The 16,977-nt window shown below is 34.3% G+C and carries 14 protein-coding genes and 7 pseudogenes; 13 read left to right on the forward strand and 8 right to left on the reverse strand.

Features of this window, described 5'->3' with window-relative positions; translation table 11 throughout:
* Nucleotides 1–326 precede the first annotated feature (326 nt).
* Entirely contained in the window at nt 327–683 is a 357-nt protein-coding gene (locus BAU28_RS07515; protein ID WP_071718213.1) for an FtsB family cell division protein, read from the reverse strand.
* A gap of 1,000 nt (nt 684–1,683) precedes the next feature.
* Here BAU28_RS07515 and BAU28_RS07530 point away from each other — a divergent pair.
* Nucleotides 1,684–2,312: pseudogene (locus BAU28_RS07530) on the forward strand (Holliday junction resolvase RecU).
* A 351-nt stretch (nt 2,313–2,663) separates the two neighbouring features.
* Here the strand turns inward: BAU28_RS07530 and BAU28_RS07535 are convergent.
* The gene (locus BAU28_RS07535) at nt 2,664–2,987 is read right to left on the reverse strand and encodes a hypothetical protein (protein ID WP_071718215.1); all 324 of its coding nucleotides are present in this window, start codon (nt 2,985–2,987) and stop codon (nt 2,664–2,666) included.
* A gap of 201 nt (nt 2,988–3,188) precedes the next feature.
* Between BAU28_RS07535 and BAU28_RS30870 the strand changes: the two are divergent.
* The 7 genes and pseudogenes from BAU28_RS30870 to BAU28_RS07565 all read left to right on the forward strand — a co-directional run.
* Nucleotides 3,189–3,429, forward strand: a pseudogene (locus BAU28_RS30870) (hypothetical protein); the annotation flags it as partial.
* A gap of 157 nt (nt 3,430–3,586) precedes the next feature.
* Nucleotides 3,587–3,862, forward strand: coding sequence for an aminotransferase class IV (locus tag BAU28_RS07540; protein WP_276327747.1), 276 nt, complete (start codon nt 3,587–3,589; stop codon nt 3,860–3,862).
* Nucleotides 3,863–3,975: 113 nt separating this feature from the next.
* Complete coding sequence (locus BAU28_RS07545; protein WP_071718217.1) at nt 3,976–4,575, forward strand: TetR/AcrR family transcriptional regulator; 600 nt, start codon at nt 3,976–3,978, stop codon at nt 4,573–4,575.
* Nucleotides 4,576–4,579: 4 nt separating this feature from the next.
* Entirely contained in the window at nt 4,580–5,125 is a 546-nt protein-coding gene (locus BAU28_RS07550) for a hypothetical protein (RefSeq protein ID WP_071718218.1), read from the forward strand.
* A 624-nt stretch (nt 5,126–5,749) separates the two neighbouring features.
* On the forward strand, nt 5,750–6,253 hold the full coding sequence (locus tag BAU28_RS07555) for a GNAT family N-acetyltransferase (protein ID WP_071718219.1): 504 nt from the start codon (nt 5,750–5,752) through the stop codon (nt 6,251–6,253).
* 668 nt (nt 6,254–6,921) lie between these two features.
* Entirely contained in the window at nt 6,922–7,821 is a 900-nt protein-coding gene (locus tag BAU28_RS07560; protein ID WP_071718220.1) for an ABC transporter ATP-binding protein, read from the forward strand.
* A complete protein-coding gene (locus tag BAU28_RS07565; protein WP_071718221.1) occupies nt 7,814–9,052 on the forward strand; it encodes an ABC transporter permease in 1,239 nt (412 codons plus the stop codon). The genes BAU28_RS07560 and BAU28_RS07565 overlap by 8 nt, the downstream gene beginning before the upstream one ends.
* A gap of 278 nt (nt 9,053–9,330) precedes the next feature.
* On the opposite strand, the gene BAU28_RS07575 is transcribed toward BAU28_RS07565, so the two are convergent.
* The 3 genes from BAU28_RS07575 to BAU28_RS07585 are packed head-to-tail and all read right to left on the reverse strand — an operon-like array spanning nt 9,331 to nt 11,682.
* Entirely contained in the window at nt 9,331–10,059 is a 729-nt protein-coding gene (locus tag BAU28_RS07575; RefSeq protein WP_071718223.1) for an ABC transporter permease, read from the reverse strand.
* On the reverse strand, nt 10,059–10,775 hold the full coding sequence (locus BAU28_RS07580; protein ID WP_071718224.1) for an ABC transporter permease: 717 nt from the start codon (nt 10,773–10,775) through the stop codon (nt 10,059–10,061). The genes BAU28_RS07575 and BAU28_RS07580 overlap by 1 nt, the downstream gene beginning before the upstream one ends.
* Nucleotides 10,750–11,682 (reverse strand): ABC transporter ATP-binding protein, encoded by a 933-nt coding sequence (locus BAU28_RS07585; protein ID WP_071718225.1) that lies wholly within the window; start codon nt 11,680–11,682, stop codon nt 10,750–10,752. Before BAU28_RS07585 ends, BAU28_RS07580 begins: the two co-directional genes overlap by 26 nt.
* A 177-nt stretch (nt 11,683–11,859) precedes the next feature.
* Between BAU28_RS07585 and BAU28_RS07590 the strand changes: the two genes are divergently transcribed.
* The 4 genes and pseudogenes from BAU28_RS07590 to BAU28_RS29760 all read left to right on the forward strand — a co-directional run.
* Nucleotides 11,860–12,531 carry a response regulator transcription factor gene (locus BAU28_RS07590; protein WP_071718226.1) on the forward strand — a complete coding sequence of 224 codons (672 nt, stop codon included), beginning with the start codon at nt 11,860–11,862 and terminating at the stop codon, nt 12,529–12,531.
* Nucleotides 12,528–13,877 carry a sensor histidine kinase gene (locus BAU28_RS07595; RefSeq protein WP_071718227.1) on the forward strand — a complete coding sequence of 450 codons (1,350 nt, stop codon included), beginning with the start codon at nt 12,528–12,530 and terminating at the stop codon, nt 13,875–13,877. The genes BAU28_RS07590 and BAU28_RS07595 overlap by 4 nt, the downstream gene beginning before the upstream one ends.
* A gap of 352 nt (nt 13,878–14,229) precedes the next feature.
* Nucleotides 14,230–14,319 (forward strand): annotated as a pseudogene (locus tag BAU28_RS31550) (IS6 family transposase); the annotation flags it as partial.
* 63 nt (nt 14,320–14,382) lie between these two features.
* Nucleotides 14,383–14,457: pseudogene (locus BAU28_RS29760) on the forward strand (IS200/IS605 family transposase); the annotation flags it as partial.
* A gap of 28 nt (nt 14,458–14,485) precedes the next feature.
* Here the strand turns inward: BAU28_RS29760 and BAU28_RS07605 are convergent.
* The 3 genes and pseudogenes from BAU28_RS07605 to BAU28_RS07615 form a co-directional block, all read right to left on the reverse strand.
* Nucleotides 14,486–15,199, reverse strand: a complete 714-nt coding sequence (locus BAU28_RS07605; RefSeq protein ID WP_071718228.1) for a 2OG-Fe(II) oxygenase — start codon at nt 15,197–15,199, stop codon at nt 14,486–14,488.
* A 13-nt stretch (nt 15,200–15,212) separates the two neighbouring features.
* Nucleotides 15,213–15,736, reverse strand: a pseudogene (locus BAU28_RS07610) (methylated-DNA--[protein]-cysteine S-methyltransferase).
* Nucleotides 15,737–15,739: 3 nt separating this feature from the next.
* Nucleotides 15,740–15,943 (reverse strand): annotated as a pseudogene (locus BAU28_RS07615) (helix-turn-helix domain-containing protein); the annotation flags it as partial.
* A gap of 91 nt (nt 15,944–16,034) precedes the next feature.
* Here BAU28_RS07615 and BAU28_RS07620 point away from each other — a divergent pair.
* Nucleotides 16,035–16,977: pseudogene (locus BAU28_RS07620) on the forward strand (IS4 family transposase); the annotation flags it as partial.

A 16,977-nucleotide genomic window follows, 5' to 3' on the forward strand; every position in this document is an offset into this window, starting at 1 on the left:
CATAAGATACGATTCCGTTAGGAATATATGTGCTTTATTCTCTTTTGTTTTATTTTTGCACCAGAACCTTGGGAAAAAGCAATAAAAGAGAAAATCCCTGCGGGGACAGAGATTTTATAGGAGAGATATTTTTGTCGTATAATGTCGAAATTTAGTGTATTCGATGAATTAATATTATCACGAGTTTTCAAGTAATTGTGATGGTTGATGTGTCAAAAATGTATACGACTTTCATATAAAATCGTTATTTGATAGATTTTTGATGAAAAAAGAGATTATCATAAAATCGCTCTTTAATTAATGATAATCGCTTAGATATTTATAAGTTAATTAGGTATTTGAAATATAGTTTCACCAGGTTTAGAAAATCTATACAACTTTCTTGCGAATTTTAAAATGCCCTCTTCACTTGCTGTTAAAGTCCTAATATCTTTCTCGAGAGATTTTCTAGCCTTTTCTAGAGTAGATAATCTTTGTTTTTCTTGATCTATTAGGACTTGTTTTGCCTTTATCAATTTTTGTTGTTGGTAAATAGAATGTTGAGCAGACAAAGTTAGAGACAATATAAAAGCTAAAGTTAACAAAAAACGCCGTCTTAGTTTTTTATTCGTTTGTTGTTGAGTGTTAGGATTAAATTGTTTTTTGGGGACTAATTGTTGTGATAATTCTGGGATATTGCTCATTTTAATGCCTCCATTACTAATTATAGAATTTTAAATTTTTTAAGAAATCATATAAACAAAATGGGAATTTTGAACTCATTTTTGTAAATGTGGGGTTTGTAAACTTTAAATAAAACCCCTATTCTTTATTAAAAACTGCCCTTATTGAAGGGGGCAACAAGGGCAGAAAAGATATGGATTTGCAAGGGGTCATCTGCAAAATCTTATAAATTGTAACATGTATATATACCTATAGTAGTTACGAAAAAGTAACAAAATCGTTATTTAGTAATAGATAAAAAGAGCACATACATGAATGTGCTCTTAGATAACTTTTTAAAAACTTTATAAAGATTCCATTTTGTATGTATTTGAAACATGAATAGAGCACTTAATAAAGTGCTCTCGTGACGAGATCATTTACTCAAAAGAAAGGATTCACTATATTATATGAAGCTTTTCTGAAATGCGCTTGGGGTAATTAATTAGTATTCATAATAAAGAGCAGCTAGCAAAAGCTAACTGCTCTGCTCCAGAGGAATTGGAGAATGGGTTGTCTACAGTATTGACGGAATATTGAGTTTTATCCCATTTAAATCCAAAAAATGAATTTAATAATTACGATTCGATTAAAGATACTTAAAACACACTATTAATATTAAGTACAAAAGTAAGAACAATGTAAGTGTGATTGTAATTGTAATTATACTTCTAATCGTTGTTTTCGCAGTAGTTGGCGTATTCATTCCTATAAGGCCACCAATGAAGGTCCAACCTGTTAATATCAGTAAAAAAATTATTGGGTCGGTAGAACTCCAATTCATCGCTGTATTAATAGATTCATTTTCAAAGTATAGGATAAGTAAACCAACACAAATAAACGAAAAAATAAAAGACCATAAGTTTATAGTGTGCTTCATGATTGCTCCTTTATTAACATGATGTTTTTTTACTAAATTTTAGCAAATAGTAAATGGATTTAAAACAAAATAATCCTTTGAATAGAAAGGGAGGAATAACAATGGGACAAGGAAATCGTGGAATGGCTTTTGAAATGTTTATCAATCTAGCGAATGAAATGTATCAAAGAGGGGAGTGGCGCTTATAAACAAGCGTCCGAATCCTGTGAAGGTGTTAAAGAGTAAAGGTGGGCGTGTGCTAAATGGATTCTATGAAGCTAAAAGTACAGTAGACTATGATGTTGTGTATAAGGGATGAGCTATAACATTTGAAGCGAAGTCTACAGAGAATCCTACAAGATTTGATTTAAAGAATATTGCACAGCACCAATTGGATTACCTGGAGAAAGCAGAGAAGATGGGAGCGATTTGTTTCTTCCTTATTGAGTTCAGTAAGGATAAGTCAGTATTCGTTATACCGCTATCAGTCATTCAATCTTATGTAAGGATGTCTCGTCAACCGAAGGGTAAGAAGTCGATACCGATAGCAGACTTTGATATTTATGGGTACTTAGTAGATCAGACAGAACGAGCACCAGTTGATTATTTACAATACATTGATGAGCAAGGATTAATTCCAGTAATAGATGGCATGATTCAATTTGATCAAGACCGTAAAAGGGTAGCGAATAATATTGAAGCAGAGAAAGAGAAGATGAAGAGTAAAAAACGTAAAATCTTAATGGCTTAATAGATAGCGGAACAATACACAATAGTGTGGTGGAGGCTATCTTAATGCGCGATGTTCCCTTATTCAACAATGAGATAGTAAAATTTCACGTACCTCATATGAATGTAATTCGTAAATATGCAAGGGTAAGTAGTGATTTATTTTAAAAAAACTGTAAGAGGGTGATTGGTTACCAAATAATTATAGTTCATCTTGAATCTAAAGATTCATAAAAAAACGTCATCCTGTCTAATATAGCTTGTTTAGAAAATAACGTTTTTTTACACTTGGGGGTATTTCAAGATTTTAAGTTGATGGGCATGTGACGGTGCCCCATGCTCACCAAGCTAGTTAGTGTATGTTAAGTAAACCTTATGGATTTGTATATCTCATCCATCCACTTTCAGATCGTTTCGCTTTATACTTCCCATAAGACAGAAGCTTCATTGCCGAGCGATTGGCCGCATGAAAAACCAAGTTCAGCTTCCATTCTTCCTCCATTTCACTGGGATAGGTGGTGGATTCATAAACATAATAACCCGCCATGATACAGGGGACTACTTGCTCCGGTTCAAATCCATAAGCAGTTGCATCATCGACAACCAAATCAATGAGGCATCGGTTTCCATCTTTAACTTTTTTCTGGAGTAACTTTTTTACCGATTCTGGTACTAATTCTAATATTTTATCCTTCATGTCAGTCACCTCATTTTTTATCATGTCCAGACAGCCTGGGGATATGTGTCAAACAAAATGAAATTTCAACCGTAATTGCACAGGTTTAACAAAATCTTAAGGACTATATCACCCTAAAAGGGAAAATGGCTTTAAATCCAAGAAATCTGGTGATACAGGGAGAAACGTATTCGTTCATTTTGCAGTCGATTGGAACGAAACAATTCAAATGTAGGAAAACGTGTCGTGTCTAAAGTGGACAACCTATGTTTCTATGATTCTCCATATTGGCAGGATAATAATGTTGCAGGTTCTGTAGATGCAGGATAAGGATTTACTATAGACGCAAAAGTAACTGTCAATGGATCTACAATATAAAATACACAACAGCAAAGGCAAAACTAAAAGGCATGAGCCCGGTACAATACCGGACCCATGCCTAAGAAGCTGCCTAATGAAATAGCGTGTCTAACTTTTAGAGGTCACTTTGTGGCCATAAAACAAAGTTTGATAATTTATAAAAAGTTATTCACTAGCAACACAATTTAGTAACGATAATGAAAGCTCAAATTCCAATATTATCCTCTTAACGTTTACAAATAACTGAGTTTGAACGGGATATCCCTCAGGTGAAAAACGTAGGGTCATTTGGACTAATTTACCGTGGTCGTATAGCAAGAATGAATGGATTTGATGATGTTCTTTTTTTAGATTCATTAGGACGCATTTCGGAAGGATCAATATGGAATATTGGCTTCCTCGATGGAAATCGAATTATTTGGCCAAAGGCTGAAATTCTCCCTGGTATAGCCATGCAACTTATTCAAGCAGGTTTAGAGAAAAATATCATTAAGACCGTTACATGTAAAATTTATTTTATGGATACAATCTTTTAGCTTGATGGGCGGGCATGGGGCAAGACGCCTATTACATCTAAAGCAATATGTTCATATTGTTTTAGGTACTTTTTTTACAATACAATCATATTATAAAAAGGAGGGGGATATGAATGCCTAAAATAGTTGATCAAATACAAAGGAAGAATCAGATAGCCACCGCTACTTGGCGTGTAATATTAGAAAAAGGTATCGATAAAGCTTCCATACAGCAAATCGCTGATGAAGCAAACATTTCGGTTGGACTTGTTCAGCATCATTTTTCGTCTAAAAATGAATTAATTCATTATGCAATGAATTTAGTATTGAATCGAATGGAGGAACGGGCAAAAACTCGTACAAGTGATTTTAAGGGAACAAAAGAAGAAGCACTTAGAAGATTAATGAAATTTATTATTCCTACTAATAAAGAAGAAATGTTGGAAGGGAAGGTTTGGATTACATTCCTGGGTATATCCTTTAGTTCCCCAGAGCTTCTAGAACTTCGGAAGAAAATGGATGACCATACGAGATATCTTATGGGAATAATTCTAGATTTAATGAAGGATCTAGGATACGTCACACCAGGCTACAATAGAGATTTTGAATTAGAGATACTGTACGGATTTATCGACGGACTAGTAATTCATGTCCTTCAAACACCAGAATCATATTCAGAAGAAAAAGTAAATCAACTTATTGAGTATTATTTAAAAGAAAAAAAGAGGGATTAATCACATGAATAAAGTTTTCATTATTATTCTTGTCGTTGTTATTGTATTGATCATTAGGCAGCTTATTCCTAAGAAAGTAGATAGCTTTGATCTTCTTGGTATACCAATCATGGCTATAATCAGAACTTATATTGGTCTTCCAAATAGACTGGACTTTATAATTACAATTGAATTAATTAGCTTGCTTATCTTAGGAACGATAGTTGGTTATTGGCAAGCTAAGAGGGTGAAAGTCTTTCATCATAACAATCAATTATGTAGTGTTGGAGGCTATACCTATATTATCGGATGGATTATTATGTTTTTGGGGAGAATTGTTATTTTATTGTTATTCGACCTTAACTCTCTCATATCGACATTTCATGCGGGACATGAACAGTTTACGACTGAAATAATTAAAGTTCTTTCTCATGCTGGAGATTGGTTAATATGGTCTACTATCCTTGCATCTTCCATAATGTATACCGTTACCTTATATAAGGATCACCCGGATATCAAGAAATTTATACATGCTCGTTTTAAAGAAATTAAACAACGGATAAAACATTAATTTAACTAACACGAATTGTAAAAGCATGTATTTGGTGTTATAGGGATGCCACCTATACCCAGCAACTTAAGAAATTAATTGTTCCCCAAAACGAAAAAAATGAGCCGAATTCTATAAACAACTGTAAAAAGGCGGAATTTTCATTTTTTTGTGGTTCCCAATCTTTAGCTTGATGGTGATGGGGTATTGCCAGGAAAATGGGACTTACAACGCTAAGCCCATTTTCAAGAAGATGCCCACAATTTTGAAAATGATAAGAAAGGTTCAGTTATCTTATTGTTGATTTGAAATTCAGAGATAAAAAAAACACGTTTTATCGAGCGTGTTTTTTGTTTTTAAGTGGATAGGAAGTTTATTCGTCTGGAACGAGGGTCTGATAAATACTAGAGTTTACAAAGAGGTAAAGGTAGTTTGTTGATAACATAAAATAAAGTTTGATAAAAAGGTCTATTTTGTAGAGTAATTGCTTATGCATAAAATAACACTAATTTTTAGTATACTGTTGCTATAAACTCTCACGAGATTTGGAAAATAGATTCGCGAATCAACCGCGTTTCCAACCTGATGTGGTAATGAGATTCACAGCTATTATGAGTGCAGTGAAATAACAGGGAGGTTTCCACTATGGCAGCTTTATTTGAACCTATGGCGTTTCAACTGAAAACCGAGCGACTCGACCTGAGTATGTGGGAGGAATCCGATTCAACCTGGATGAGAAAATTAATTGGCGAACGTGGTGTGGACATGCCAACCCTTGACTCCGTTCGTAGCCAGCTTATCAAGATGCGCAAGAGAGCAGTCGAAAATGGCATTTCCCTTCTCACTATTCGTCGACGAGACGAAGGCGATTTCATCGGATACTGTGGTTTGATTATCGGCCGTTCTACACTTGAAGAGCCGGAGATCGCATACGAGTTGTTCCGCAGTGTTCACCGTAAAGGCTATGCGACTGAGGCAGCATCCGTAGTCCTAGACGCTGCGATTGCTACCGGACGTCACAGACTTTGGTCGACTGTAGGTGCTTGGAATGTTGCGTCCCTCCGGGTGCTAGAAAAGATAGGATTTGAGCGACATCACAGCACGTGGGACGAGCGCGGTGAGATAGTTTGGAACGTACGCGATCTTTAGAGATTCCGACTTCATCCGAAACTATGGAAAAGGTCATTAGTTTAGGGGAGAATCCAGATACAGATAAAAGGACTGATTTATGACCCAAATAGTGACAAACTATAACCGAGGTTGTTTCTTTTAAATAAAGTCACGGTGCTATAAAAAAATATGCGATGTTTTGCCCCTTTGGATTTGTTTATCTAAAGGGGTGTTCTTTTAGTGGGCTCGTAACATCGCCATTAAGAAGTTTGGGAGAAACCTTAGAAGGTCAATATCTCACGGTGGAGAAATTTAAAGAGGGAACGAGGAAGAGTCATAATAGGGAAAACAAACTATTTGTGTGAACATTATAAATATAGGAAGAGAGTCGTATAGAAAGCATGAAGCATATTTAATTACATTGTTTAGAAAGTGCAATTTAATTAAATATGCAATATTGCATATTTGTTATTCGGAATCTTATGTTATCCTAAAAAATGTTATATATGGTATTTGTTTTTTCTCCACAATGCCAGTTGAATAATAATAAATAAAAATCATATTTTAGATGTTATTTAAGAAGAAAATATTAGATTTTTATTTTCAATGTCTGATAAAAGCGATGCAATTAGACGCCAAAATATCGTGGTTGACTATGGATTTACAATTGTATAAAGAAATCATCTTGTGGATTAAGGGTGTGGATAATGAGTTTAATAATTAAAGATTTAACAAAGAAATTTGACGAGCACACTGCAGTTGATAATTTGAATATTGAGATACCTAAAGGCGAAATATTTGGATTCCTTGGCGGGAATGGAGCTGGTAAAACTACTACATTTCGAATGATACTTGGACTTTTATCAAAATCAAGCGGATCTATTTCATGGAATGGTAAGCCTATAAATTATGATGTTACGGATAAGATTGGCTATTTACCAGAAGAACGTGGGCTTTATGCGAAAATGACTGTAAAAGAACAAGTTAACTTTTTTGCAAAACTAAAGAACATGAAAAGTAAAGATGCAGAAAAAGAACTTCAATATTGGCTGGAGCGTTTTAATATATCGGAGTATCTGAACAAAAAAGTAGGAGAACTTTCAAAAGGGAATCAGCAAAAAATTCAGTTGATAACAGCAATTATACATAAACCTGAACTCTTGATTTTAGATGAACCATTTAGTGGTTTAGATCCAGTAAATGTTGAAATGTTAAAAGAAGCTGTTCTTGATATGCAAAAACAAGGTTCGTCCATTCTTTTTAGTTCGCATCGTATGGAACATGTGGAAGAGTTATGCCAACACATTTGTATTATGCATAAAGGAGTACCTGTTGTTCAGGGTGACATTGCAAAAATTAAAAGTGATTTTGGTAAAAAGAATGTTGTGATCATTGGCGATCATGACTTTGATCATTTGAAAGAAATAGAAGGTGTAGAAAGTATGAAGAAACGTAAGAATGCAGTTACTCTTAAAATTTCATATGAAGAAGTTTCTCATGTTTTATTTAAAGAAATAACGAAGTTAGGGTATGTTAAAAAGTTTGCAGTGGAAGAGCCTACTCTAAATGATATCTTTATTGCGAAAGTAGGTGCACAACATGAGTAGTTTCTGGACAATTTTTTTACAAAACTATAAATCTAAGGTGAAATCAAAATCATACATTTCTCTTACAATAATAATTTCTATGTTAATAATAGGATTGTTGAATGTTGACAGGATTTATGACTTTTTTGTGGGAAATGAGGAAGAAAATGTTGTTGTTGTTACAGAGCAAGAAGAATTATATACAACAATTCATCAAGTGTTTAAAAATGTCGATAGTAAATTAAATGTAAAACATAGTAAGGATAAACAAAAAGCAGAATCGGGTGTTAAAAAAGGTGAATATAAATATGCAGTAGTTGTAGAGGAATTAGATAATAAGCAGCTGAATGCTACTTATATGGCTGAGACAGATGTAAATCAGGAAGATGTTACAAAGGTTCAAACTATCTTATCTCAAATACAATCTTCTAATTTCGCCCAGCAATTGAATCTATCGCAAGATGATTTAAAGGTGTTAACTACGCCAGTAGAAATACAAACCAAAACAGTTTCAGATAAGGTTAAAGGTGGAGAACATAAAGCGAGTGTAGCAATTTTAATTAATATCTTTATTTTCCTTAATTATTTAATGATATTAATGTATGCTACACAATTAGCTACAGATGTCGCAACTGAGAAATCTTCGCGTGTAATGGAGTTAGTTGTTTCAAGTATATCGCCAACCAAACATCTATATGCAAAGCTCTTTTCAACATTATTGGCTGGTATTACTCAAATAATAATTTGGGGCTTGATTGCATTTGTAGGGTATAAAACAGCAATTAAGGGATCGAAAAATGATATTTTAAATGGAATTGATTTAAATTCATTTGCTCCTACCTTAGTGGTTTATGGGATTATATTCTTCACATTAGGATTCTTATTATATGGCTCATTATCTTGTCTATTTGGCTCTATAATTAGCCGTATAGAGGAAGCTTCTCAAGCTGTTATGCCGCTGACAATTATGTTACTTGCTGCTTTGTATATCGCACTTTACGGGATTTCAAATCCAAGCAGCTCTTTAATTACTATTACTAGTTATATACCATTTTTCACTCCTATTGTTATGCTAGTACGTATTGGATTCCTGAATATTCCAGTTTGGGAAGTTGCTCTTGCACTAGCTATTCTATTAGCAACAATATGTATGATGATTGGTTTAACGAGTCGCGTTTACCGTGGTGGCGTATTATTATATGGTAAAGGTGCATTCAGTAATATAAAAAAGGCAATTAAGTTAGGAAAGTAATTGTTTGAAAAATATATTCAAAAAGATCTACATAGTTAATCTATGTAGATCTTTTTGTTCCAGCATGTATACAAATCCGTAGAAATGAATCTACACATGTTTATTATATTGGGGTATTTTTGTAGACTAGTTAGTGGGAACGTAAAAACTATCGGCAAGGTAGTTGGCACTGCTGAAGAGATTGAAAAAAAGCGAAAAACCTTGAGAAGACTGCAAAAACAACTAACTTCACAAAGTGTCCAACGGTTTTTGATGAGGTTACTAAGTGCGTTAAAGAATTAATATGCTTTTTTCATAAAATGAACAAAGCCACCTATAAATAAAATAACAAAGCTACTAATTACAACAAATACTAATGTTTGAATAGAGATATAAAATAGCTGTGAGTCATCGTTAGGAAGCATAGCAAGAAATGGTTGAGCCCATGGGTAGAAAGGACCAAACCTTGCAGAATTTGCAATCATTAGAGCAGGGATAGAAGCTATAACATTTAAAGCAATCGGTGCTGCAAAGCTGGACCAGATGGTTGACACCCACAATTGTAAGGCGATTAAAGGTAGAGTAGCAATACACCCCCCCGTAACACTTTTAATTGTAGGAATGAGAGGGAACGGACCAGATAAATGCAAAAGTTGTCCAACACAAACATAGCTTATAATGAAGAGAACTTGCACTGTACCAACAAATAAGAGAACAAAGAAAAATTTTATTATATAGGTGTGATACCTTGTTATCGGTTGTACCAAAAGTTGTTTCCATCCCCCGTTTGAATGTTCATATCGACAAATAAATGCAGTGAAAATGCCTGTTAACAATGGTAAAAGTAGCATGCTGTGGATCGTTAACATGATAGTATAAACTAATTCCCAATGTTTATATTCAGGGTAGTTTGAGCCACTTGTATAGGCGACTCCTCCAGCTAAAATCGGACTTAAAAATAATAATATCCATATTTTTGTGTTTTTCATTTTATAAAATTCAGCTTGCATAGTTTTAAGCCAAAGCATTATTTGTGCACATCCCTTCTAGTAAAATCTGCTGTTTCGATAATTAGTATACAGATACTTACAATCAATCCCATTGCTACACATAAAAGTGGGGGCCCCCAGTCAATACGTAGGCTTGGCCATCTCCATAGGAACCAATTAGGAAGAGATACTGAAAACATTGTGAGAATAGTTCCTAATAGGCCGATTGTAAATGTGATACTTTGATTTTGGAAAATAATGGAAATCCATAGTTGTAAAGCTACGATTGGTAGTGCTGACCAATAAGGGTAGAAACTCACTTTAAATATAGAAAACCATGGAATTGCAGTATCGAATTGTAATGCTAAACCTAACCCAACTGTACCAATCAATAATAAAGAACAGGATATAGTGAGCAGGCAAAACACCAATATAAATTTTACTAAAAAAATATGCCTCTTCTTAATAGGTAAGGATAGAAGGTGTTTCCATGAACTAGAATGATGCTCTATATGAGCGATTAGAGAAGTAATAATGGTTGTACCTAATATAAGGGTTACTAGAGCAAGCGGTTGTGTTTCAGAAATAAGGCCACCCCATAAGTTTTTCGCATATTTATTTGTCAACCAATCATAACGAAGAAAAAAGTTACATGCTTGAAGCGAAATAACACCTATTGGCCCTAAAAAGATTAAAAACCAAATCCATGTCCTCTTTATTTTTAAAAGCTCAGATTGAAAGAGGCGTTTGTACATGTGTCTCTTCCTCCTTTACAAGCTGTAAGAATATCTCTTCGAGTGATTTTTTATTTTCTTCAATTCTAAATATAGAAATATTATGTGTTACAAGTGTTTTTACAATCTCTCCAACAGTCTCGTTTGATACATTTGATAGAATAATTCGCTTCTCCTCTTGCACGGAAGGAATCCCTTTAGCAAGAATGACTTTCCAAGCAGCATCTGGTTTGTCAGTCATAAGTGAAATAGAGTGCTGAGCATGATGGCGTAATATTTCTATTTTATCTTGAAAAATAAGCTTTCCTTTAGTGATAATCCCAACATAAGTTGCCATTTGATCAATTTCACTTAATAAGTGACTAGATATAAGAATGGTAATACCTCTTTCTTTCGCTAATTGTTTAATTAAAGTACGAATTTCATGAATCCCCTCTGGATCAAGTCCATTTGTCGGCTCATCTAAAATTAATAGCTGTGGATCACCAAGTAAGGCAATTGCAATTCCTAACCGTTGTTTCATTCCTAATGAATATTCTTTTACTTTCTGTTTTGCAGCATGTTGTAGACCAACGATTTGCAGAACCTCTGCAATCTTTTCTTTCGGAACATTACGTAATATACGATAGACTTCTAAATTTTCAATAGCATTTAAGTGAGCATAATAAGATGGATTTTCAACAAGAGCTCCAATTTTAGATAATATGGATAAACGTTCTTTTGCTAGATCTTGTTGAAATATTGTGACACTCCCTTGAGACGGTTTAATAAGACCTAATAACATGCGAATGCTAGTTGTTTTACCAGCTCCGTTAGGACCGAGAAATCCGTAAATCTCTCCTTTTGGAATTTTTAAATCTACGTTATGTACCACATAATCATTTCGATATTTTTTTGTTAACCCTGCCGTTTTTACAATATAATTCATATTCCTATCACCTCAAATCAAGTATAGGAAATAAAGGTTAATGATAAGGTTAGAAGAGTTTAAGATTTGTTTAAATTTATAAATTATTCCCTAATTTTGGATTATGCTAGTTTTCAAATCATGTTGTATTCCTTATGATGGAAGAGAACGGTTAATTTTGTATATGAAGGTGAAAAAATGAAACACATTTTATACGTTGAGGATGATCTTGAGATTGGAGAATGGATAAAAAGAGAACTGGAGAAACAAGAGTATGAAGTTTTATGGTTTACTTCAGAGAAAGGTATTAACGAAGCGTGTGAAACAGCCGATGTAATTGTTTTAGATGTTATGTTACCCGGGCTTGATGGCTTTACATTAGGCCAACGTTTTAAACGTGAATATCCAGATACCCCAATCATTATGCTGACTGCAAGAACAACACTAGAAGATAAAATATATGGATTAACATTTGCTGATGATTATATAACAAAGCCGTTCCATCCAAAAGAGTTAATGGCACGTATTGAAGTTTTATTAAGGCGGTACAACAAGGATGGGGTAGAAGTGCAACATGTGAAACATCTAAAAGTATTTATGAAAGATTACCGGATCGTTGATACAGACACAGATGAAGAAATTGTTCTATCAGGAAAACAGCATCAGATTTTTTTCTATTTGATGAAGAATATGAATCGTACTTTAACAAAGGAACAAATTTTTGAGGCCGTATGGAATGAATCCTACATAGAAGGGGATAAATCATTAATGGTTCATATCCGCCATTTACGTGAAAAAATAGAGAGAAATCCAAGTAGCCCTAAAATAATAGAAACAATACGTGGAATTGGCTATCGGTGTAAGGCATGATGAAAAAAACTTCATTATTGAGAAAGTATTTACTTATCATATTTATAGCGCTGATTATGTTGCCATTAATTGTTCCCTTGACTTCGATGCTCTTTATGAATTACGTGGAGTGGATCAGAGGATTAGATGTATATTATTCAAGTGGAGAAATTGAAGAAGCATGGCAAAGTAAAGCGAGGATTTTACATGAAGATAACCCAGCAGAAATTCAACAAGCTTTTCAAAGTTTTCACGAGAAGTATCCAGAAAGCTCGTTGTTTTGGGTAAATAGCCGGGGGGAAACGAGTTTTCAAATTCCAGAACAGCAGCATATTCCGAAACAATGGTCTGCTAGTGATTCAGTGGGGTTTATGAAAAAAAGCTTTGACGGTGATCCATATACGATCGTTTCTTATATAGGAGAAAATGAGCGAGGAGCATTCATGGTATTTCAAATTCCAAGAAAGTATTTTAAACCACCAATGCACCAAGTTCGAGAAAAATTTGAAGTTGTATTTGAAGTTGTGATTATGTCCTTTTTTGCAATATTTATTGTTTCTTCCATTGTTTTCTTTCTAAAAATTAGAAAACGATTGTTAAAGTTACAAAAGGCAATGGAACTGCCTCAGGATCATTCTCTTCCATCACAAGTTCAAATATCAAAACAAGATGAGATTGGTTTGTTAGAAGAGTCCTTTAATCGAATGGTAGGAGCTTTACAGCAAAGTCGGATGAAGGAGAAGGAAGAAGAACAATTTCGTAGAAAATTAATTGCCGATCTATCTCATGATTTGCGAACACCTTTAACGACAATGCGTGCACAAATGGATTCTTTGAAAGAAGAGGTTATCTCGGAAAAGGGATACATAACAATTACGTTAATGGATGAAAAAATTAATTACCTAGCTGAATTAATTGAGAACTTACTATCCTATTCATTAATAACAGCAAAAAAATATCCGTATCACCCAGAACGAAAGGATATGACACGCTTAATGAGAAAACTTGTTGCATCCTGGTACGACATATTAGATGAGCAAGGTTTTGAAATTGATATTGTGATTCCAGAAAAGCAGTTATTTTGGAATATTGATGAAAATTGGTTTCAAAGGATCATAGATAATGTAATTCAAAATGTAGTTCGGCATGCGAGTGACGGGAATTTTATAGGAGTATGTATGAACCATGAAGAAGGAACGATTACAATTGTTGACCATGGGCCAGGTTTTCAGAATGCACATTCGCCAAATAAGGGAGCGGGAATTGGATTATCTATCATTGCAGTTATGGCGAAAGAAATGGATATCGAATGGCGTATAGAATCTGATGATACAGGAGCGATGTTTCTATTTAAAAAGTTAGTGTAGAAGGGAGAATAATAGATGGAAGAGTTTTAATTCACAAAGCGTGCAAATAGAATCTTTCAAATTGCAAGTAAAGAGGCTGAATGTAACGAATACATCATTCAGCATTTAGACTTATTTATAGGAGCTTGCAAGGAAGGAAATGGAGTTTGTGCTGAGTTACATATGTATTTGTTTCACTATGTTGGTATAGATTTTTTAACAAGGTTATCGCATTTACAACATACATATTTTAAAGATACAAGATATATGGAAATAGAAGGATATAGGGTTTCTTATAAGACAATGGAAATCTTTCAGCTAGCTAAGTGTAAGATGGAACGGTTTAATCAAGTATATGTGAATGAAGGGCATATTGATGAAAAAGGGGCAACTTGTTTTACCGGACAAGTCTGTCCAAAACCAGAAACAATTTATTCATAAATTGTTTGGCTTAGCTTCATAAGATGGAAATGAAGAGAAAATGGCTACTCTATGTTTCTAACTAATATTTTTGCACCAGAACCATGATATGTCTAACTATGCAAAAGATATGTTTATAAAGTTTTCAGAAAGCTATAACATTACTTTAGTAGAGTGGAATGCTTATATTTTAGTTAAATACTGTAAAGCTATTTTGCGTCATGGAATATAATACCCAATCCATATCTTATCCCAGATTGAATTGTGCTTACACCATGACGAAGTGTAGTTTTATAATAACCACGCGTTCCTAGAATAGGTCGATGATTTGTTGGGAAAATTAAAGCTTCTCCTTGTTCAAGGGTAATAACATGCCCTCTGCTCTGCGCCCGTGGTCTTTGCTCTACTAAGATTGATTCACCTCCAGTATAATCAATTCCACGTTGATTTAATGTAAGTAATATTTGGAATGGAAAATAAACATCTCCATATAAATCTTGATGTAAACAGTTATAACCACCTGCTTCATATTTTAGGATTAAAGGAGTAGAGCGTACTTGATCATGCTTATGACATTGTTCAAGAAACTCGGTAAGAGTTGGTGGATAAATCAGCTCTTTTCCTAATTGTTGTAGCCATCGATTTGCTGCTTTAGCGAGTTCAGGATAAAAGCTTGTACGTAACTCCTGTACAATGGATGGAAGAGGGGCTTGGAAATATCGATATTGTCCACTCCCAAAACGATATCTTTCCATGTGTATTGTACTTCTATAGTAAGAATCATCTTCGTACATATTAATAATTTCTTCACATTGTTTTGCATCTAACAATGATGGTACTTTTGCATAACCCACATCATTTAAGGTTCGTTGTAGTGCATCCCAATCGAGGGATGCAACATGCTCTTGTACGCTCTTGTACATTTTATTTTCCTCCTTAAAAATTGCCATCTATCTTTTCAAGTGATAGTAATTCACGCTTCATCTCTAAGCCACCTCGAAAACCCGTTAATTTACCGTTTTTTCCAATTACACGATGACAAGGAATTGTAATTAATACTGGATTTGCCCCGATTGCAGTACCCACAGCTCGAACTGATTTAGGTTTTTGAATTGCTTCTGCAATATCAGAATATGAGCAAGCTTCTCCATATGGAATTTTGTTTAAAGCATTCCAAACAGTCATTTGAAAAGTAGTACCAATTGCATCGACGGAAAAAGTAAATACTTTACGTGTTCCTTCAAAGTATTCAATTAACTCTGTGATATATGGTTGTAATTTTTGAGCATCTTCTACTAAATCATGCTTTGGAAGTCGCACACTTGACCAGGCAGATAATTCTGTGAATGAGTGGTTTTGTGAACCAACAAAACATAGTCCCTTATCAGTTGCTGCAATAAACATCTTCCATTGTTGATGAATGGAGTCCAATATACTTTTTGATTAAATGTTGTTTCCATGTTTCAACCTTCCATCTTTTTTTGATTTATTTTTCTATACTTACTAGGTGTATAGCCTGTTTGCTTTTTAAATAGTGTCGCAAAGTGTGACGTATTCGGTATCCCAACAGCAAAACCTATTTTCATAATGGATTTATTTGTATTCGTAAGGTAATAAATAGCTTTAGAAATTCGAGTTTGTTGTATATATCCAATTGGAGTTACCCCACATCCATCAACTTAAGGATTTAGACTATTTTTGAAGTTAAAAGCACGTTACTATTTTCTTATGTTAATGAGAAAGGGTGACGTGCTTTTTATGAATATGCACCAAAAACAAGAGTTATCTTTATTTGCCGAAGAGCTATATCGATATATGTCTCCCGCTACACTTAATCAATTAGCTATAGAAGCAGGCGGAATGAAACGAAAACGCAAGTGCCACGGGCACCATTTCTTATCTTTGTGTGTATGGTTAAATCAACAAATCGCTACTACCTCTCTTACTCAACTTTGTAGTCAATTAGAAACTTCAACAGGAATTTTATTAAGTCCGGAGGGACTTAATCGACGATTTAATTCGGATTCTGTAGCCTTCTTTCGCACTGTATTTACTACACTTCTACAAGCTAAAATTGGAGGAGTATCTAAGATTTCTCATTCTCTTTCTTCTTATTTTGAGCGGATTCTCGTCCTTGATTCTACAACCTTCCAAGTTCCAGATCGATTCGCAACTACTTATCCTGGTGCCGGAGGGTGTAGTCATACAGCTGGTGTGAAAATCCAACTAGAGTATGACTTGTTGAGTGGAAAATTTTCTGATGTGGAAATTGAACCAGGAAAACGAAGTGATTAGGCATATAGTGCGACTCGAACAGGCATGGCACAAAAGAATGAACTATATATTCGTGACTTAGGATATTTTCGTCTACAAGACTTTAAGTCTATTCAAGATAAGCAAGGATATTATTTATCACGTCTAAAGTTACCAACTAAAATATATAGAAAAGAATTTGAAACAGTGGTATTTAAAACAAAACCCGCTCAATTAAAACCGGTATATATACAAATTCATTTGGAAGACATCATGAAACAATTGCAGCCTGGCCAAGTGTATGAATTACATGATGTATATGTAGGGAGTAAAGACAAACTGCCTACTCGAATTGTAGTTTATAGATGTACCGAGGAGCAAAAACAAAAACGCCTACGTGATCGAGCTATTCGTGAAAAGAAAAAAGGGATTACATATACAGAGCGTA

The organism is Bacillus paramycoides (assembly GCF_001884235.1).
Taxonomy (GTDB): Bacteria; Bacillota; Bacilli; order Bacillales; family Bacillaceae_G; genus Bacillus_A; species Bacillus_A paramycoides.

What these genes read in the sequence shown, in the direction of transcription:
- BAU28_RS07575 (WP_071718223.1), bottom strand. Translation starts at nt 10,059, where the DNA reads ATGCTTTGGCTTAAAACTATGCAAGCTGAATTTTATAAAATGAAAAAC.
- BAU28_RS07560 (WP_071718220.1), top strand. Translation starts at nt 6,922, where the DNA reads ATGAGTTTAATAATTAAAGATTTAACAAAGAAATTTGACGAGCACACT.
- BAU28_RS07590 (WP_071718226.1), top strand. Translation starts at nt 11,860, where the DNA reads ATGAAACACATTTTATACGTTGAGGATGATCTTGAGATTGGAGAATGG.
- BAU28_RS07545 (WP_071718217.1), top strand. Translation starts at nt 3,976, where the DNA reads ATGCCTAAAATAGTTGATCAAATACAAAGGAAGAATCAGATAGCCACC.
- BAU28_RS07515 (WP_071718213.1), bottom strand. Translation starts at nt 683, where the DNA reads ATGAGCAATATCCCAGAATTATCACAACAATTAGTCCCCAAAAAACAA.
- BAU28_RS07535 (WP_071718215.1), bottom strand. Translation starts at nt 2,987, where the DNA reads ATGAAGGATAAAATATTAGAATTAGTACCAGAATCGGTAAAAAAGTTA.
- BAU28_RS07580 (WP_071718224.1), bottom strand. Translation starts at nt 10,775, where the DNA reads ATGTACAAACGCCTCTTTCAATCTGAGCTTTTAAAAATAAAGAGGACA.
- BAU28_RS07595 (WP_071718227.1), top strand. Translation starts at nt 12,528, where the DNA reads ATGATGAAAAAAACTTCATTATTGAGAAAGTATTTACTTATCATATTT.
- BAU28_RS07555 (WP_071718219.1), top strand. Translation starts at nt 5,750, where the DNA reads ATGGCAGCTTTATTTGAACCTATGGCGTTTCAACTGAAAACCGAGCGA.
- BAU28_RS07585 (WP_071718225.1), bottom strand. Translation starts at nt 11,682, where the DNA reads ATGAATTATATTGTAAAAACGGCAGGGTTAACAAAAAAATATCGAAAT.
- BAU28_RS07605 (WP_071718228.1), bottom strand. Translation starts at nt 15,199, where the DNA reads ATGTACAAGAGCGTACAAGAGCATGTTGCATCCCTCGATTGGGATGCA.
- BAU28_RS07550 (WP_071718218.1), top strand. Translation starts at nt 4,580, where the DNA reads ATGAATAAAGTTTTCATTATTATTCTTGTCGTTGTTATTGTATTGATC.
- BAU28_RS07565 (WP_071718221.1), top strand. Translation starts at nt 7,814, where the DNA reads ATGAGTAGTTTCTGGACAATTTTTTTACAAAACTATAAATCTAAGGTG.